The sequence below is a fragment of the Treponema maltophilum ATCC 51939 genome (assembly GCF_000413055.1).
Classification (GTDB): domain Bacteria; phylum Spirochaetota; class Spirochaetia; order Treponematales; family Treponemataceae; genus Treponema_C; species Treponema_C maltophilum.
The window spans coordinates 398,100-414,007 of the sequence record NZ_KE332518.1 but is presented as its reverse complement, the minus strand read 5'-3'; the positions used below and the strand labels follow the sequence as shown (position 1 = coordinate 414,007).

The following is a 15,908-nucleotide window of genomic DNA, read 5'->3' as shown; positions in this document are numbered from 1 at the left end:
TCCATGTATCTTTTAACCAACTATCACACGCACTCCGTTTTTTGCGACGGACAAAGCACGCTCGAAGAAATCGTCGCGGCGGCAAAAGCGCAAAAACTTTCGGTGCTTGGTTTTTCGTCGCACATGGCCTGGCCGTTTTGCATGGACTGCCAGATCGCCCCGAACGACTGCGCATCGTATTTTAACGCCGTGCGCGAGCTTGCACAAAAAGAAGCGCCCGCACTCGAAATTCTTGCCGGCACCGAAGCCGAATACATAAGCGGCATCACCTCTCCCGACAAAACTTTGTATGCTCAGTTTAAGCCGGACTTCATTATCGGCTCGGTGCACTATATTTTTTCCGATATACGGCAAAAACACCCTGTGCCGGAATTTTTTGCCGTCGATCAGGGAGCCGATGAAGTGCAAAACGGAATCGACCGCTTTTTTAACGGGAACGCAAAAAAGGCCGTGCAAACCTATTTTGCCCTTGAGCGCGACATGATACGCAATTGCGATTTCGATATCATCGGGCACGCCGACCTTGTCCGCAAGCGCAACGGCGTCTTACGCCTTTTTGACGAAAATGAAAGCTGGTACCGCCGCGAGCTGAAAGAAACGGCAAAAACGATTGCGCACAGCGGCAAAGTCACCGAAATAAATACCGGCGGTATGAGCCGTGCCGGCATGACAAGCCCCTACCCTTCGGCCGATTTTTTGTCGCTTTTAAAATCCTACGATGCGCCGATTATGCTCAATTCCGACAGCCACAAAAGCACAACCCTCACCGATCATTTTGCCGACGGACTGAACGCCGCGCGCAGCGCAGGCTATAAAGAACTGTGGTATTTAAGCGGCGGAAAATGGCTGCACCGGGAAATTCCTGCCGCCGTATAAATCCCGGCCGGAAGTCGGCATCGGATAAAACTATTCCGAACGTTTGCGTTTTTCGTCGGCGGTTTTGCAGTCGATGCATAAAAGCGCATACGGAATCGCTTTTAAGCGCTCCTTCGGAATCTTTTTGCCGCACTTCATGCACAAGCCGTATTTGCCCTGCTCGATGCGCGTCAAAGCCGAATCGATGAGCTTTAAGCGGTTTACGTCTTTTGACCCGACGGCGTCGAGCATTTTGCGGTCGATATCGTCGGATGCAATATCTATAACATCCTTGGCTTCCATGCTTTCGACGATTTGCCGAAAGTCGCTGCTGTTAGCCATGAGCTGGTCGATAATCTGTTTTTTTAAATCCAAAAGAGATTGCTTCATCTTTTCGGTAAATTCTTTTTCCATTACAAAACTCCCATAGTTGACAACATGTAGATTTACTCATAGAATTATATGCATGAATTCGTAAAAAGGCAAATTTTTTTTATCTTTTTTGGGCGTTTTTTGCCGAAAAGAATTCGTATGTCGATTTTGGAGGAATTGTGGCTAAGGAAGAAGCAATTGAAGTTGAAGGAATTGTAAAAGAAGCGTTGCCGAATACAATGTTCCGCGTAGAATTACAAAACAAACACATCATTCTTGCGCATTTATCGGGAAAGATGCGCAAACACTACATCCGTATCGTTCCCGGCGACAGCGTAAAAGTCGCCCTATCGCCCTATGATTTAAATCGGGGCAGAATTATTTTCCGCGAAAGATAAAAGGACATCCCGAAAAACCCGCCTTTAGTGTTTTTCCGAGATGCCGCCGTTTCCAACGCGCTCAGCGTTTGTCAAACGAAAAAAGTATTTTAAGCGAACGCACTATGCCGACAAAGCCGTTTACAACGGCCGCAAGGCATAGAATCGGGCCGAAGGGCAAAAGTATAATCGAATAGCGGAAAAACAAAAGTCCGGCGCCGAAGCTGAGTATATGACGCAAAAGTACGGCAAACACGTCTTTTTTGTGCGTTTGACCGTCATTTTCTTCCGTATAGGAATAGCGGTAAAAAGAGCTTCGGTTTTGACTTGACGCCTCTTTTTGCGCCTGCTCGTACCACGACCAAAAATCAAAACCGAAAGGATTGTCTTCGTTAAAGCCGTGGCCGTTCGTACCGTAAAATCCGCCGTTGTACGCCGATTGATTGTATGCCGACTGCGCGTATGCATCTGCCGAACCGAAACGATCGTAATCCGCACGCTTTTTTTCATCGCCCAAAACGGAATACGCGGCGCTCAGTTTTTTGAATTTTTCTTCCGCCGCCGCGTTCCCCGGATTGCGGTCGGGATGATATTTAAAGGCCGCGTCGCGATATGCTTTTTTTATTTCGTCGGCCGATGCGTTTTTGCTCACGCCCAGCACCGTGTATAAATCATCCATAATTTTTGTCCGAATCTTTGCCTATAAAATACCGCAGATACGCAAATGTTACAAGCGAAAAGACAAAAAAAGACCGCCTGTTATTGAGAAAGAAGGGAGAGGTTGGCGCGGATTATTACCCACGTTGCGCCGCTGCCGCCGTCAACTCCGCCCGGATGTCCGGAAGTGCCGAGTCTTTTATCCCGTTCAATAAAAGACCGCACAAGGTTTTTTAAAACGGGTTCTTCTTCGGAATGATTGCCCTTGCCGTGCACGATGAGCACTTTTTTTAAACGCCGCGAACTGCATTCGCTTATAAAGGCTCCGAGGCGGCTCCACGCTTCTTCTCTCGTAAGACCGTGCAAATCGATCTGCGCTTCGACCGGAAGATTTTTCAGTTCGGCGGCGCTTGTGTACTTCCGTTTATTTTCGGCACGTTCGAAATCTTTGTCTTTGTCGAAAACGCCGTAGCGGCGCAGCCAAAAATCCATCGGATTTACGCGGACTTCGTTTTCGCCGCTCCTGCGGTGCACTGACGATTCATTCCGCGCGGAATCCGCACACCGGCTTGACTGCGTTTTTTGCCCCGTGCTGCGAACCGCTTCGGACAATTTATGCGGGCGGCTCTTTTTTTGTCCTTCTTCCCATTCTTTTAATATGTCCGCAAAATCCACGCCGCGCCGTCCTTAATTCCGACAATATTCACTGCCGGCATTATTCTTATTCAATAATAATACATTCGTCTTTTAATATCCAGCCGCTGTGCCCGCCGGACACGGATACGAGGTACCAAGCGCCGCTTGCGCGTAGCACTTTTAAACGCATCCCGGCCGTTAAGCTTATCGTGCCCTTTGCATCCGGCTCGGGGATGGTGCGAAGCGGCGCAGACCTTGTAATAACGGCGCCGCGCGCCGATTCGGGAACGTTTTTTATAAGTACAAAGACGCACGCGATTTGCAGCGCAAGACAGAACACGGCAAAAAAAACAAAACGTCCGCCGATTTTATGACGGCGCACAAAAAGAGCGTATAAAACGATGAGCGATACAACGAGGATTCCGGCACACAAAAACGTCCAAACAAGCGACGGCTCATCCGGGTTTTGCAAAGAGGCTTCGCGTTCAAGATGTTTCCGTTCGGTGCGCACCGGCCACACAAAAATCGCAGTGCGTTCTTTTTTGCGAAGATCGGCCACGCGCCGGGCAAGAGCTTCCCGCTCCTTATTTTTTTCTTCAGACGAAGAAGCGCTCGCCGCGGACACAGACACCGCGCTCGCTGCGGGAGCGGAAGTCCCGGACGAATTCACTGCAGACAACGCGGCGGAACTTTGCCGAGCCCGTTTTGCAGACATGTTTTTTTTCGGAAGTACGGTCAATTCAAAATCGGCGACGGCAATCGTATACGGCTGTCCGTCGTATGCACGCGCTTTGACGCTGACGGCCGGCAATTTTTCCTTTCCTTCAAAAAAAGGCGTATAAACGAATTGGGCAATTTCGGTATCGGCGGTAAAATTTTCGGCCGTAGACGGAAGGTTTGTTTTTTCGCCGATTTTTTCAAACAAGCCTCGCTCAGGCACCTCCCAATCGATCGATTCGACTTTTTCAAAAAAACGCCCCGTAAGACGGATTGTCAGCGGCTCGCCCGCACGCGCCTGTCCGTCAACGACAAAAAAGAATTCGGGTACAAGAAGATAAGGGTTTTCGTACACGTCGACACGCTCAAAGGGAACGGTGACGGTTTTTCCGCCGAACGATACTCGTGCGGGCAAAAGCGAAAAAGCACCCGTTTCGCGAAAGCGGACGGTGTATTCAAAAAGAGTGCCCCTCTGAGCGCCGGCGCTGCCCCGTCCGCTGTCCGTACCGCTTTCACGGCCGGCGCTGCCGCCCTGCCTGTTATCGCCGGAAGCAAAAAGTTCCCTTTTTTCCGATCCGCGGAATTCGGTTCCGGAAGGAAGGGCGGCAAAGCGCACCGATACGGCGGAAGGCGGAATTCCGGGAAGCGCCAGCTCAAAAACGCAGTCTTCGCCTTTTTGTACGCCGCCTTTCGGAATACTGCCGTTCGAAACGTTTGAAGTATCCGAAGCGTTTGGCGAGGCGGACGAATCGCGCAAAACAAACCGTAGAGATTCATTCTGCACGGATTGCGCAGGCAAAGGAAATATGCAGGCGGCGCAAAGGCCGGCTAAAAGCGGCGCGGAATTCAACAAATTCAATAATCGATTGTTTCGTTTTGCGCGGGTTCCGCGTATTGACTTTTCCATCTTTTTTTATCGTTCTCCCTGATAAGCGAAAATACGGCGTCTTCGGCGCCCGGCGGCGCGCTTTGCGTTTGGGCGGGAACAAGTTCCCGAATGGCGCTTTTCGGCTTTAAGTGTTTTTGTTGAAGACTTAATTCGAGGTTTACCTTTGCGTCGAGGCTTGTTCCGTCGACGGCAAGGGCGCTTTTAAAGCAATCGGCGGCGGCGGCAAAATCTCCGGCGCGGTACGCGATAATTCCTTTATTGTAGCGCAGCGCGTACAAAAGCGGATCCGGCGCATCGGGCGCGACTTGATCGAATTTTGCAAGAGCCGCGGCATTTTCGTCCTGCATGAGGTACGAAGCGCCGAGCGCGTACAGCGCATAATTTAAAAGTTCTTCGCTGTGTATCTGTTCCGCGCGGGCGGCAGCCGCCAAAAACGCCGCCGCCGCTTTTTGATAATCGCGCCGCGACCAATAGTAAGAACCGAGCAGTACGGTTCCCTGTTCTTTTTTCCACGAAGAGCAGCCCGAAAGCGTCAAAAGCAGGCACAAAAATACAAGCGGCGCTTTTTTTACCGGCCCCAACTGCACGCAGATAAATCCCGCAAGAAAAAGAAAAATGCCGGCAAGCAAAAACCACGCGTGATGTTTTGCTTTTTGCATTTCGTATCCCGTTGCCGAATCTTTTGTACCGGAAAGCGGTGACGAAAAAGAGGCGACGGCATCCGCAATACGAGAGGCCGCCTTTTCGTCGGAAGCGGAAATATAATGCACCGTATCGGACTCGGCGGCCTTTTCCAAACGAGCTTTACGCAAAGCGGTTTTTACCGGCGTTTTGCCGTCGCCTGCAAGGATTTCGGTTTCGGCATCGGTTCCCGTTCCGACTAAAAACACATGCACGCCGAAGCTTGAAGAGCGCAAAATCGAACGCGCGATATTGCCTTCGGTTTCATCGCCGTCGGTAAAAACGACGATAAACGAATTGCGCGCCGATTGCGGCGGGAAAGCGTCCAATGCCCGTTCTATGCCGGAGGCGATGTTCGAACCGGGCGCCGAAAGCATCGCAGGCGAGAGCACCGAAATAAGATTTTCGAGGGCATTGTAATCTTCGGTAAGCGGCAGCGCCAAAATGCCGCCGCCCTTCGCCAAAACGACCGCGGCGGACGCACCGTTTATGCGTTCCGAAAGCGAAAGCGCAATGCGCTTGGAAGCATCCAAGCGCGAAAGCTTTTCCTTTTTGATAAACACGTCTTCGGCAGTCATACTGTACGAAATATCGAACACAAAGCAAAGCGCGCTACCGCTGCGCTCAACCGGCACCGGTTCGATTCCCCATGTAGGGCCGGCAAGTGCGATAACGATGCACAGCCAGGCGAGCGCCCACAGTACCGAGCGCACGCGCAGCTTAAACAGCTTCGTTTTGCCGTGAGGGTCGGACGCGGCGATGCGCGCAATGTTCCGTATATGAGCAAAAACATAAATGAGGGCGATCGGAATTGCCGCCGAAAGCAGCAGAACTTCGGGGCGTTCAAAAAGCATCATAGGCTCCTCACATTTCCTTTAAATACACGCGGCGTAAAAGCCATGCGGCGCAAAAGCACAAAAGAGCGGCTGCCGCACAGTGCGGATAAAACGATATTTTTTTTTGCTTTATGCTGTACGTTTGCCGTACCGAATTTTTTATCGTGATATTTTGCAGCGCCGCCGAAAGCGAAGAAAGGGTTTCCACCGAATAATAGCTGCCGCCGCCTGCCGAAGCGAGAGCGCGCAAAGACGCATCGTTAAAGCCCGAATCCAAATAACCTGAATAGATTTTCCCGCTTGCAGGATCGGTGTACTCGATGGGAACGGAACCCTTTGTTCCGATTCCGGCAATATACAGCAAAATCCCGTTGTCTTTTGCGAGAGCGGCCGCCGTGTTCGGATGGACGGCTCCGGCGTTGTTTTCTCCGTCGGTTAAAAGCACAATGATTTTTACCGGAGCGGCAGAGGATTCAAGATGGTAGACCGCCGTGCTTATGCCGACCCCTAAAGCCGAGCCGTCGCCCATTTCGCCGACACCCATTGCCGCAAGCCGTTCGAAAAACGTTTTTTGGTCCAAAGTCGGCGGAACCAAAAGTGCGGCTTGCGAAGCGCAGGCGACAAGCCCGTACGAAATACCCTTGTTTTCGCGCGCTAAAAGCGAAATCGCCTGCTTTGCCGCCTGCAAACGGCTCGCGCCGGCTATATCGAGCGCCGCCATCGAAGGACTTGTATCCACGACAAAAACAACGTCCGCACCGCGCGACATAAAAAGCTTTTCCTTTTCCAAAACCGTCGGTTCGGCGAGGGCCGCGACAAGGGCAAAATAGCCCAAGGCAAACAGCGTCTTCGACATAAAACGCACCGTCGTACCGACGGAACTTTTCCATTCAAATGCCCGGCCGTTCCAATCGGCAAAAGAGAATGAAAACACCGGCGGAGAAGCCGCATTCAATTTGTGCAAAATAAAATACAACAACGGAGTCAGCAAAAAAAACAGCGCAAAAGGATGCTCGAACCCGCTCATACCGCCTCCTCCGTTTTTTGATTTTCGGCTTCCCGCTCTTCCGGCTGTTCAAAATAAAGCAGGGCGGAACGCACGCGCTGCACCGAGTCGATTCTTTCTTCCCGGGAAAAAACGCTTTCACCGGAAAAACGGATGTAATCGCAGCGCGCGCACACTTCATACAAATCCTGCATATACGCGTAAGAGCGCTCGGATGCGCTGTGCGCAAAAAACTCGGAAAAAGCGGGAACCAATTCGGAGCTCGTTTTCGCCGTAAACGGATAGGAAAAACGGTTTTCAAGATAGCTGCGTATAAGGCGCGACACACGTGTGCAAAAAACGCCGGACGGAAGCGCTTGTCCCCTTTTTTCCAAAAACAAAAGCTCGCGGCACACCGCGCGAAAACTTTGCGAAGAAAACATGCGTTCAAAAAAGGCTTGAAAAAAACCGCGGATAAGAGCAAAGCGGATAAGCAGCGCCGTTACAACCGCAAAAAAAAGCAACAGTACGGCGCAAAATGCTGCCACCGCGTAGGTTGTGCCCGGAATGATAATCGGTCCCTTAACGGGCCGCAACTGTTTTTCGCCGGTTTTTTCCGTGATGGATTGAATATGTACCGGCGGAATGTCCGTTAAAAACGGACGCACGGAAAGGCCGAGTACCGACGACAAATCAAAGGCGCTCATGTCGATTTCGCCCGTTTTCCACGGAATAAAAACAATCGACAGCACGTATGACGGAGGACTTCCTTTCAGCCGCATGCTTTGAATCGTATAATCGTCCGTAAAAAAGATACGTTTAAGTTCTTCGTTTTCGGAACGCGATCCGGGCGATACATCCGACATATCGGATACATCCGTAAAGGCCTGCACATTCAGCGAAGGAGAATCGCCTTCGAATAATTTTTCGGCAAAAGAAAATTCAAAACGGATTTCCGCCTCATCGCCGACATACACGTCTTTGGGCATAACGGAAACCCGGCCGTCCGGCACGCAAAAAAGAGCCGCAGCGCACAAAAAAAAGGAAAGGAGGCAAAGCGTAAAACGCGCACGCATAGGCTACCAATCCCTCGACGAAAAAAAGCGCATAAGCTCATAAAGCGGATCGTCTTTTACGGAAATATTCATATACGAAGCGCCGCGTCGCAAAAAAACGCTTTGCAGGCGTTCGGTATGCCGCCGGTGGAAATTTTTCCATTCGCGCTTAAACGGTTCGGAAGACGTCGGCAAAACCGTGCGCATGCCGCTTTCCGTATCCGAAACGGGAAGTCCGCCGCACGAAGGGATTTCTTCGTCGAACGGATCGCTTATATGAATGCCGACCGTTTCATGCTTGTGGCTCAGCAGGGCAAGTTCTTCTTCGTAGCCGCCGCAGCGGAAGTCCGAAATAACGGCGACGAGAGAACGGTTTTTTAAAAGTTTTGACGCGCCGCGCAACGCTTGAGCCAGAGCGGTGCCTTCTTTTTCCCGCGGCGGAACGGCATTCACTTTGGTAAACAAAAGCATTGCGTGATCTTTTTTGTTTTTGGGGGCCGCCGAAAAAAGGATTTCTCCGTCAAAAAAAACGGCGCCGACGGGGCCCGCGTTGTACAGCGACGAAAGAATTAAAAGCGAAGCCGTTTCCGCAGCCGTGTCGAGGCGGCTTTTGCCTTCGGCACCGCCGTCCATCGAAGCGGACATATCGACAACCAAAAAGAGGATAAGTTCGCGGTTTTCTTCGAACAGTTTTATAAAGGGCTTTCCCATGCGCGCGGTTACGTTCCAGTCTATGGAACGCACATCGTCGCCCCACAGGTATTCGCGCACGCCGGCAAAATCGGCGCCGCGCCCCTTGTAAAAAGAACGCGAAGAACCCGAATGAAAACTGTCCGAAAGCGTGCGCGCGCGAAGATGAAGCAGGCGCGCTTTTTCGGCAAGGGCGCCGGTATTTTGCGGTTTTCCGTTTTGCGGCTTTCCGTCGGGACTTTTCATAATCAAGGCACCGGCATCAGCGAAAGGATTTTTTCGATTAAGTCGTCGGCGCTTACATTGTCTGCGGCCGCTTCGTACGATAAAATCAAACGATGGCGCAGCACGTCCGGCGCGGCCGCTTTAACGTCTTCGGGCAAAACGAAGGAACGGCCGGCAAAAAGCGCACGCACCTTTGCGCAGCGGTTCAAAGCGATGCTTGCGCGCGGAGAAGCGCCGAACGAAAGATATTTAAGCACGGCGGAGCCGGAAGCCGAGCCGGTGTTCTTTTTGTCTTTGTCGGGGCGGGTTACGTTTACAATCGACACGATGTAGCGCACAATGTCGTCGGTAACGGTAACGTCGTCCAAAAGCGAACGGCACAATTCGATCGATTCGGCATCGAAAACGCGCGCGACGGGCACTTCTTCAAGCCGGCCGCCGCTTTTTACGATGCGCTGTTCTTCTTCGCCCGACGGATAATTCAGCAGGATTTTAAGCAAAAAGCGGTCGAGTTCGGCTTCGGGTAAATTGTACGTTCCTTCCTGATCTATCGGGTTTTGCGTCGCCATAACGAAAAAGGGCTTGGGAAGTTCAAAGCTTTGTTCGCCGATCGTAACCTGATATTCGCCCATAGCTTCGAGCAGGGCCGACTGCACTTTTGCGGGCGAACGGTTTATTTCGTCCGCCAAAAGCAAATTCGTAAATACCGGCCCCTTGCGCACCGAAAAGCGTCCGGCGCCCTGTTCGTAAATAAGCGTACCCGTTACGTCGGCGGGCAAAAGATCGGGCGTAAACTGAATGCGCTTAAAAGAGAGGCCGGACATATCGGCAAAGGTTTTTACCGCCAGCGTTTTTGCCAAACCCGGAACGCCTTCAAGCAAAATATGACCGCCGGCGATGAGGGCCGTCAAAATGCCGTCTATAACATGCGTTTGGCCAACAATCCGCTTTGCGGCTTCAATGCGGCAGTTTTCGATTATCGAGCGGCAGCGCTCGAATTCCTTTTGATTTTTTTCCGTACCCTTGGTTCCGTCAGCCATATTTTATTCCTTAACTTTGTTTTTTCATTGACACAGTTGCCCGCGTCGCATATTATACCATATCATGATACACGCATTAGCACAAGAATTAAATACCGTACTCGACGGCACCAGTTTGGGCTGTCTGCTTTCCGATTTGGGGCGCAGAATTTATTTTCCGAAAGGAATCATCGCCCAAAGCGCGGAAGCAAAGGCTTCGGCTTACAAAGCGAACGGCACAATCGGTATGGCATGCGTGAAAGGAAAAGCCGTAACGCTTCCGTCCGTGCAAAAGCACTTGCCTTTTTTAACGGCGGACGAAGCGGTCGCCTATGCGCCGACTGCGGGTATTCCGAAACTGCGCGAACTGTGGAAACAAAAAATCATCGAAAAAAACCCCACGCTTAAAGGGAAAACCTTTTCGCTGCCGGTCGTTGTGCCGGGCCTTACGGCGGGCGTTTCGTATTTGTGCGATCTTTTTATATCGGAAAACGATGTGTTGCTTGCCGGAGACCCTTCGTGGGACAATTACGCCCTTATTATAAAAGCGCGGCGCAATGCGCAGTTTTTGCAGTTTCCGATGTTTTCCGGCAGCGGCTTTAACCTCGACGCGTTTCGCGCCGTTATGAACGAAGAAAGCAAAATGGGCAAAATACGCGTTTTGCTCAACTTTCCGCAAAATCCTTCGGGCTATTCTCCGACAAGATCCGAAGCGAAGGAAATCTGTTCGATTATCCGCGGAGCGGCCGAAAAAGGCGCGTACGTTATGGTGTGGTGCGATGATGCGTATTTCGGGCTCAATTACGAAAAAGACGTCGAAACCGAGTCGCTGTTCGCTTTTTTGGCCGACATTCACGAACGCGTTGTCGCCGTTAAAATAGACGGCCCGACCAAGGAAGACTATATTTGGGGCTTCCGCACCGGTTTTTTAACCTTTGCCGGCAAGGGCTTAACCGAGACGCATTACGAAGCGCTTTCGAAAAAAATAACGGGAATTATCCGATCTTCGGTTTCATGCGCATCGACGCCCGCGCAGTCCATTATGATAAAGGCGATCGAAAGTCCCGAATTGGAAAGCGAAAAAAACGTTTTCCGCGCCATGCTCGAAAAACGCTACCGCAAAGTGCGCGCCTTTGTCGACGCAAAACCGAACCATCCCGTGCTCGAACCGCTGCCGTTCAATTCGGGCTATTTTATGAGTTTGCGCTGTAAAACGGTCAGTGCCGAAATTCTTCGGCGCAAGCTCCTTTCCGAATACGGTATCGGCACAATCGCAATCGACAACGAAACGCTGCGCATCGCATTTTCGAGTCTCGACGAAAATACCGTAACCGGCGTGTACGAAGCCGTATACAAAGCCGCCGAGGATTTGGCAAATGAATAAGATTGTGCGTGCGTGCGTCTTCGCGTGCGCCATTGTCTGTGTTTTGTTTGTATCGTGCAAGGGCGCAAACGGCGCATACGAAGATCCGGTCGTTTTATGGACGAACCAAAGCGAATTCGTTACCTATGCCGAATTATTCAACGCATCGAGCGAAAAGGTAAAAGTGCTTGTCGTCTACAAAGAAAATCCGCTGGAATCTTTACCGCCGGCAAAAGACGAACGGCTGCCCGACATCATCGTCGGCCCGTGGCTTAAAAACAGACGGCTGCGCGCCAACTTTTTGCCGCTCGATTACCTGTTCGACGACCAGCTTTTAAAACGCGCAATATTTTATCCGCAGCTTTTAAAACCGGGAAACGTCAACGGCAAGCAATACCTTTTGCCGGTCAGCTTCAATTTGGGCGCGCTCATTTTTTCGACCGATTACACCGACCTGATTCCCGACAATTACATGCTGAGTCCCGACCAAATACGCGATGCGGGCGCTCTGCTGAATAAACAAAATGCAAAAGGCGTATACACGTCGATGGGTTTTGCCCCGCGCTGGATCCCCGAATTTTTATACCAAACGGCCAAGCTGAACGGAGCCGATTTTTCCGAATCTTCAAGGCAGCGGAGTTCGTTCGCATGGAACCAAAGCGCGCTCGATAAAACCGTCGATTACCTTCGCTCATGGACAACAAGTATAAACACGTCCGCAGCGGCCGAAGACGATTATCAGTTTAAATATCTGTACAATCCGCACATAAAATGGGTAACCGAAAAACACTGCCTGTTCGCTTACATTACCAGCGACACGCTGTTCGGTACGGCGCCCGAAAAACTGCAGGACGTGGATTTCCGCTGGATTCGAAAAGACGAAATGCTCCCCGTCGAAGACGATATGATTTCGATGGGAATGTACAAATACGCAAAAAATTCCGCCGCCGCCGAACTTTTTATCATTTGGTTTATGAACGCGACGAATCAAAAAGCCATGCTCGAATGGCGGTCGAGCCTGAATTTATATACGCGGACATTCGGCATTTCCGGCGGATTTTCGTCCGTACGCAGCGTAAACGAACGCATCTTCCCGATTTTTTATCCCGAACTGCTGGGCAATCTGCCGGCAGCCGACTATCTTTCGGTGCCGAATATTTTGCCGACGAACTGGAACCAAATAAAAGCGAACGTCATTCTGCCGTATTTGCTTGCCGAAGCGAACGCAAGCAATCCGCTGCACGGAAAAACAATCGACCAGTTCACGGCCGAATGGAAACGCCGCCTGTATTAAAATTCATTTAACTGATTATTTTTTCTTCCGATAATTAAAACAGGAGGAGATATGATCAGCACACTCGGTGATTTAAACGGTATCGCGCAATCGCGCTACAGCTTTGCCGCCGTGTCGTCCGTCTCATCCGCGGCGGGAAAACTATACGTTCCCGTAGCGCCCGCCCTCGTCGGCTACAGCCAATTCAAACACGTTGCGGGCGTTGCCGCCGGAAAAGGCCAAAGCGGCGTCAACATAAGCAAAATAAGCATTTTAAACGCGCTCATCGAGCGTTTGGCGGGCATCAAAAAAGGCTCCGCCCCCGCTGCGGACACGTCGCAGCTGACCGACAACCAAATCGACAATCTTATACGGGACTATCAAAGCCGCATACAAAACATCGTCGGCATTGCAAAATCAAACCCCTACGCTTTAGGCGGCGCCCCGGCAAACAAAACCGCCGTTCTTTTTTCAATCAGCGCATAAAAGCCCGATTTATCCAGGGAGAGAGGAAACCCCGTTCAGAGCAGGGTTTCCTCTCTCCCTAAAACCCTCTCTCCTTCCCGCACTGCCAAAGGGGACACCCCTTTGGAAACCCCTTCTTACAGCTGACAATTGTAAATCCAATATAAAGTATGAGCAATTCTTCAGAATTGCGAACTTAAAGTTCTATGTATGCGATGGTTGAAGTGAAATAAACAAAGACTGACGCACCGGCACTGCCCTGCCGCGAGGTGAGAAAGAATTGTACTGCCTGTACAATTCTTTCTTCGAGTTTATGCGATGCATAAACTCGCATATTTAAAGCTCTTCCGACATCCATGTCGATACAATCCCCCAGCAGGATAAGATATGAGTGATTTAGTTCTGTCAGGACGCCAGACAAGTTGTATGTGTGCGAGTTTTAGGCTTGTGCCTAAAACTCGAATTCAAAACCGAACCTCCTGTTCGGTTTTGAAACGTGATTTTGCTCTAAAAACGTAACCGCGCCGCATGCGGGCAGAGGCATTGCCGTATGCATTATTTTGCTTATTTCCTCTTTCCTTTTCCTCTTGTAACGATCGGCAAAATACGCTATAGTTTTACCGATACGGCGTAAGTTTTTATCAATTATATAAAATACGGCTCGCCGCCGGACAAAGGAGTAGCGATAAAACAAAACGTCCGCAATGCCGCCGCTTTGTTTTATCCCGGATTTGCGTTGCAAACCCGCATATCGATTGCGCTTTCTCAACGGATGTTTGTGAAAGCGCCGCTAAAAACTTTTTCGGGAATCCACATCCCCTGCAAAAGTTTTTAATAGGAGTTTATATGAAAATAGATGAGATCAAAAACCCGAAAGCACGCGCTTGGGTGGATGAATGTGTAAAAATGTGCCAGCCGGACAGCGTATACGTATGCGACGGCTCCAAGGAAGAATACGATCGCCTTATGAAACTTGCCGTTGATGCGGGTTTGGCAATTCCGCTTAAGAAAAAACCGAACAGCTTTTTGTTCCGTTCTCTGCCTTCGGACGTTGCACGCGTTGAAGCGCGTACCTATATCGCAAGCCGGAAAAAAGAAGACGCCGGTCCCACAAACAACTGGATCGACCCGACCGAATTAAAAGCCACGATGAAAGGCTTGTACACCGGCTGCATGAAAGGCCGCACGATGTATGTTATTCCGTTTTCAATGGGGCCGGTCGGTTCCGGCATCGCCAAAAACGGTATTGAATTAACCGATTCGGCATACGTTGTCTGCAATATGGATATTATGACCCGCGTCGGAACCGCCGTTTTGGACATCATCAATAAAACGGGCGAATTCGTTCCCTGTCTGCACTCGGTCGGAAAGCCGCTTGCAAAGGGCGAATCGGACAACGGCATTTGGCCCTGCGCCGATATGGAACACAAATACATTTCGCAGTTCCCGGAAGAACGGCTTATCTGGTCGTACGGTTCCGGCTACGGCGGAAACGCGTTGCTGGGCAAAAAGTGCTTTGCGCTTCGCATCGCATCGGTTTTGGCGCGCGACGAAGGCTGGCTTGCCGAGCACATGCTCATCTTAAAACTGACCAACCCCGAAGGCAAGGTAAAATACGTTACCGGCGCTTTCCCCTCGGCATGCGGTAAAACGAACTTGGCTATGCTCATTCCTTCGATTCCCGGATGGAAGGTTGAAACGGTCGGCGACGACATCGCATGGATGAAATTCGGTTCGGACGGCAGATTGTACGCGATTAACCCTGAAGCGGGATTCTTCGGCGTCGCTCCCGGAACATCGGAACATTCCAACAAAAACGCGATGGAATCGTGCAAAAAGAACAGCATCTTCACCAACTGCGCACTCACCGAAGACGGCGATGTGTGGTGGGAACAAATCGGCTACCCCGCCAAAGGCAAATTGGTTGACTGGAAGGGCAATACCCGCGATGCGCTGCCCACCGACAAGAGCCCCAAAGGCGAAGAATTTGCTCACCCGAACGCGCGCTTTACGGCTCCGGCAAAACAGTGCCCGTGCATTGCAAAAGAATGGGAAGATCCCAAAGGCGTGCCGATTTCCGCATTTTTGTTCGGCGGACGCCGCCCCTCGACGATTCCGCTGGTACACCAGGCACGCGATTGGAACCACGGCGTATTCCTCGGTTCGATTGTCGGCTCGGAAGTTACGGCAGCCGTTATTTCCGATCAAGTCGGACAAGTGCGCCGCGATCCTTTTGCCATGCTGCCCTTCTGCGGCTACAACATGGGTGACTACTTCCAGCACTGGATCAACATCGGCAAAAAATCGAGCGCGGACAAATTGCCCAAAATCTTCTACGTTAACTGGTTCCGCAAAGATGCCGACGGCAACTTCATTTGGCCCGGCTACGGCGAAAACAGCCGCGTATTGGCGTGGGTATTCGACCGCTGCGACGGCAAAGACAACTACGTGGACACCGCCATCGGCTATATGCCCAAAGAAGGCGCGATCAACACCGACGGTCTTAAAATCAGCGCCGCGGCAATGAAAGAAATCACTTCGGTCGATAAAGAAGGCTGGAAAAAAGAAATCGCGGACATCCGCGCAAACCACTATCCGAAATTCGGCAGCCACTTGCCCAAAGAATTGGCCGCCCAGTTGGACGTTTTGGAAAACAATTTGAAAAAGATGTAAAAACTTTTCCCGTCCGCATTAAGGCGGGAATGAGAACAAAGAGCCGGGTCTGTCAAAAAGCGGTATGCTTTTTGACGGATTCGGCTTTTTTTTACGGATTTTTCGGCTTTTGTGTATTCCCGGATTATACGAACCCGCAT

The 15,908-nt window shown here is 50.9% G+C and carries 15 protein-coding genes; 6 read left to right on the top strand and 9 right to left on the bottom strand.

Annotated elements, in window-relative coordinates; translation table 11 throughout:
• Window positions 1–3 precede the first annotated feature (3 nt).
• On the top strand, window positions 4–876 hold the full coding sequence (locus HMPREF9194_RS01920; protein ID WP_016524678.1) for a histidinol-phosphatase: 873 nt from the start codon (window positions 4–6) through the stop codon (window positions 874–876).
• A 30-nt stretch (window positions 877–906) separates the two neighbouring features.
• Here the strand turns inward: HMPREF9194_RS01920 and HMPREF9194_RS01915 are convergent, their stop codons facing one another.
• A complete protein-coding gene (locus HMPREF9194_RS01915) occupies window positions 907–1,269 on the bottom strand; it encodes a TraR/DksA family transcriptional regulator (RefSeq protein WP_016524677.1) in 363 nt (120 codons plus the stop codon).
• Between the two features lie 134 nt (window positions 1,270–1,403).
• Between HMPREF9194_RS01915 and infA the strand changes: the two genes are divergently transcribed.
• Complete coding sequence (infA, locus tag HMPREF9194_RS01910) at window positions 1,404–1,625, top strand: translation initiation factor IF-1 (protein WP_483855279.1); 222 nt, start codon at window positions 1,404–1,406, stop codon at window positions 1,623–1,625.
• A 61-nt stretch (window positions 1,626–1,686) separates the two neighbouring features.
• Here the strand turns inward: infA and HMPREF9194_RS12530 are convergent, their stop codons facing one another.
• The 8 genes from HMPREF9194_RS12530 to HMPREF9194_RS01870 form a co-directional block, all read right to left on the bottom strand.
• A complete protein-coding gene (locus HMPREF9194_RS12530) occupies window positions 1,687–2,283 on the bottom strand; it encodes a DnaJ domain-containing protein (protein ID WP_016524675.1) in 597 nt (198 codons plus the stop codon).
• An 80-nt stretch (window positions 2,284–2,363) separates the two neighbouring features.
• The gene (locus tag HMPREF9194_RS01900) at window positions 2,364–2,936 is read right to left on the bottom strand and encodes a Smr/MutS family protein (RefSeq protein ID WP_016524674.1); all 573 of its coding nucleotides are present in this window, start codon (window positions 2,934–2,936) and stop codon (window positions 2,364–2,366) included.
• Window positions 2,937–2,982: 46 nt separating this feature from the next.
• Window positions 2,983–4,521: an SH3 domain-containing protein gene (locus HMPREF9194_RS01895; RefSeq protein WP_016524673.1), complete on the bottom strand. Its 1,539-nt coding sequence runs from the start codon at window positions 4,519–4,521 to the stop codon at window positions 2,983–2,985.
• Window positions 4,470–6,041: a VWA domain-containing protein gene (locus HMPREF9194_RS11740; RefSeq protein ID WP_084663055.1), complete on the bottom strand. Its 1,572-nt coding sequence runs from the start codon at window positions 6,039–6,041 to the stop codon at window positions 4,470–4,472. Before HMPREF9194_RS11740 ends, HMPREF9194_RS01895 begins: the two co-directional genes overlap by 52 nt.
• Window positions 6,042–6,048: 7 nt before the next feature.
• Entirely contained in the window at window positions 6,049–7,047 is a 999-nt protein-coding gene (locus tag HMPREF9194_RS01885) for a VWA domain-containing protein (protein WP_016524671.1), read from the bottom strand.
• Window positions 7,044–8,081 carry a hypothetical protein gene (locus tag HMPREF9194_RS01880; protein WP_016524670.1) on the bottom strand — a complete coding sequence of 346 codons (1,038 nt, stop codon included), beginning with the start codon at window positions 8,079–8,081 and terminating at the stop codon, window positions 7,044–7,046. Before HMPREF9194_RS01880 ends, HMPREF9194_RS01885 begins: the two co-directional genes overlap by 4 nt.
• Before the next feature lie 3 nt (window positions 8,082–8,084).
• Window positions 8,085–8,996, bottom strand: a complete 912-nt coding sequence (locus HMPREF9194_RS01875) for a DUF58 domain-containing protein (RefSeq protein ID WP_016524669.1) — start codon at window positions 8,994–8,996, stop codon at window positions 8,085–8,087.
• 2 nt (window positions 8,997–8,998) lie between these two features.
• Window positions 8,999–10,015 carry an AAA family ATPase gene (locus HMPREF9194_RS01870; RefSeq protein WP_016524668.1) on the bottom strand — a complete coding sequence of 339 codons (1,017 nt, stop codon included), beginning with the start codon at window positions 10,013–10,015 and terminating at the stop codon, window positions 8,999–9,001.
• 64 nt (window positions 10,016–10,079) lie between these two features.
• Here HMPREF9194_RS01870 and HMPREF9194_RS01865 point away from each other — a divergent pair, with 64 nt between their 5' ends.
• The 4 genes from HMPREF9194_RS01865 to HMPREF9194_RS01845 all read left to right on the top strand — a co-directional run bounded on the left by HMPREF9194_RS01865 (window position 10,080) and on the right by HMPREF9194_RS01845 (window position 15,768).
• Complete coding sequence (locus HMPREF9194_RS01865; RefSeq protein WP_016524667.1) at window positions 10,080–11,378, top strand: aminotransferase class I/II-fold pyridoxal phosphate-dependent enzyme; 1,299 nt, start codon at window positions 10,080–10,082, stop codon at window positions 11,376–11,378.
• Window positions 11,371–12,651: a type 2 periplasmic-binding domain-containing protein gene (locus HMPREF9194_RS01860; protein ID WP_016524666.1), complete on the top strand. Its 1,281-nt coding sequence runs from the start codon at window positions 11,371–11,373 to the stop codon at window positions 12,649–12,651. The genes HMPREF9194_RS01865 and HMPREF9194_RS01860 overlap by 8 nt, the downstream gene beginning before the upstream one ends.
• Before the next feature lie 51 nt (window positions 12,652–12,702).
• Window positions 12,703–13,116 carry a hypothetical protein gene (locus HMPREF9194_RS01855; RefSeq protein WP_016524665.1) on the top strand — a complete coding sequence of 138 codons (414 nt, stop codon included), beginning with the start codon at window positions 12,703–12,705 and terminating at the stop codon, window positions 13,114–13,116.
• Window positions 13,117–13,941: 825 nt separating this feature from the next.
• A complete protein-coding gene (locus HMPREF9194_RS01845; RefSeq protein WP_016524664.1) occupies window positions 13,942–15,768 on the top strand; it encodes a phosphoenolpyruvate carboxykinase (GTP) in 1,827 nt (608 codons plus the stop codon).
• Window positions 15,769–15,908 lie beyond the last annotated feature (140 nt).

What these genes read in the sequence shown, in the direction of transcription:
- HMPREF9194_RS01920 (WP_016524678.1), top strand. Translation starts at nt 4, where the DNA reads ATGTATCTTTTAACCAACTATCACACGCACTCCGTTTTTTGCGACGGA.
- HMPREF9194_RS01915 (WP_016524677.1), bottom strand. Translation starts at nt 1,269, where the DNA reads ATGGAAAAAGAATTTACCGAAAAGATGAAGCAATCTCTTTTGGATTTA.
- HMPREF9194_RS12530 (WP_016524675.1), bottom strand. Translation starts at nt 2,283, where the DNA reads ATGGATGATTTATACACGGTGCTGGGCGTGAGCAAAAACGCATCGGCC.
- HMPREF9194_RS01895 (WP_016524673.1), bottom strand. Translation starts at nt 4,521, where the DNA reads ATGGAAAAGTCAATACGCGGAACCCGCGCAAAACGAAACAATCGATTA.
- HMPREF9194_RS11740 (WP_084663055.1), bottom strand. Translation starts at nt 6,041, where the DNA reads ATGATGCTTTTTGAACGCCCCGAAGTTCTGCTGCTTTCGGCGGCAATT.
- HMPREF9194_RS01885 (WP_016524671.1), bottom strand. Translation starts at nt 7,047, where the DNA reads ATGAGCGGGTTCGAGCATCCTTTTGCGCTGTTTTTTTTGCTGACTCCG.
- HMPREF9194_RS01880 (WP_016524670.1), bottom strand. Translation starts at nt 8,081, where the DNA reads ATGCGTGCGCGTTTTACGCTTTGCCTCCTTTCCTTTTTTTTGTGCGCT.
- HMPREF9194_RS01875 (WP_016524669.1), bottom strand. Translation starts at nt 8,996, where the DNA reads ATGAAAAGTCCCGACGGAAAGCCGCAAAACGGAAAACCGCAAAATACC.
- HMPREF9194_RS01870 (WP_016524668.1), bottom strand. Translation starts at nt 10,015, where the DNA reads ATGGCTGACGGAACCAAGGGTACGGAAAAAAATCAAAAGGAATTCGAG.
- HMPREF9194_RS01865 (WP_016524667.1), top strand. Translation starts at nt 10,080, where the DNA reads ATGATACACGCATTAGCACAAGAATTAAATACCGTACTCGACGGCACC.
- HMPREF9194_RS01860 (WP_016524666.1), top strand. Translation starts at nt 11,371, where the DNA reads ATGAATAAGATTGTGCGTGCGTGCGTCTTCGCGTGCGCCATTGTCTGT.
- HMPREF9194_RS01855 (WP_016524665.1), top strand. Translation starts at nt 12,703, where the DNA reads ATGATCAGCACACTCGGTGATTTAAACGGTATCGCGCAATCGCGCTAC.
- HMPREF9194_RS01845 (WP_016524664.1), top strand. Translation starts at nt 13,942, where the DNA reads ATGAAAATAGATGAGATCAAAAACCCGAAAGCACGCGCTTGGGTGGAT.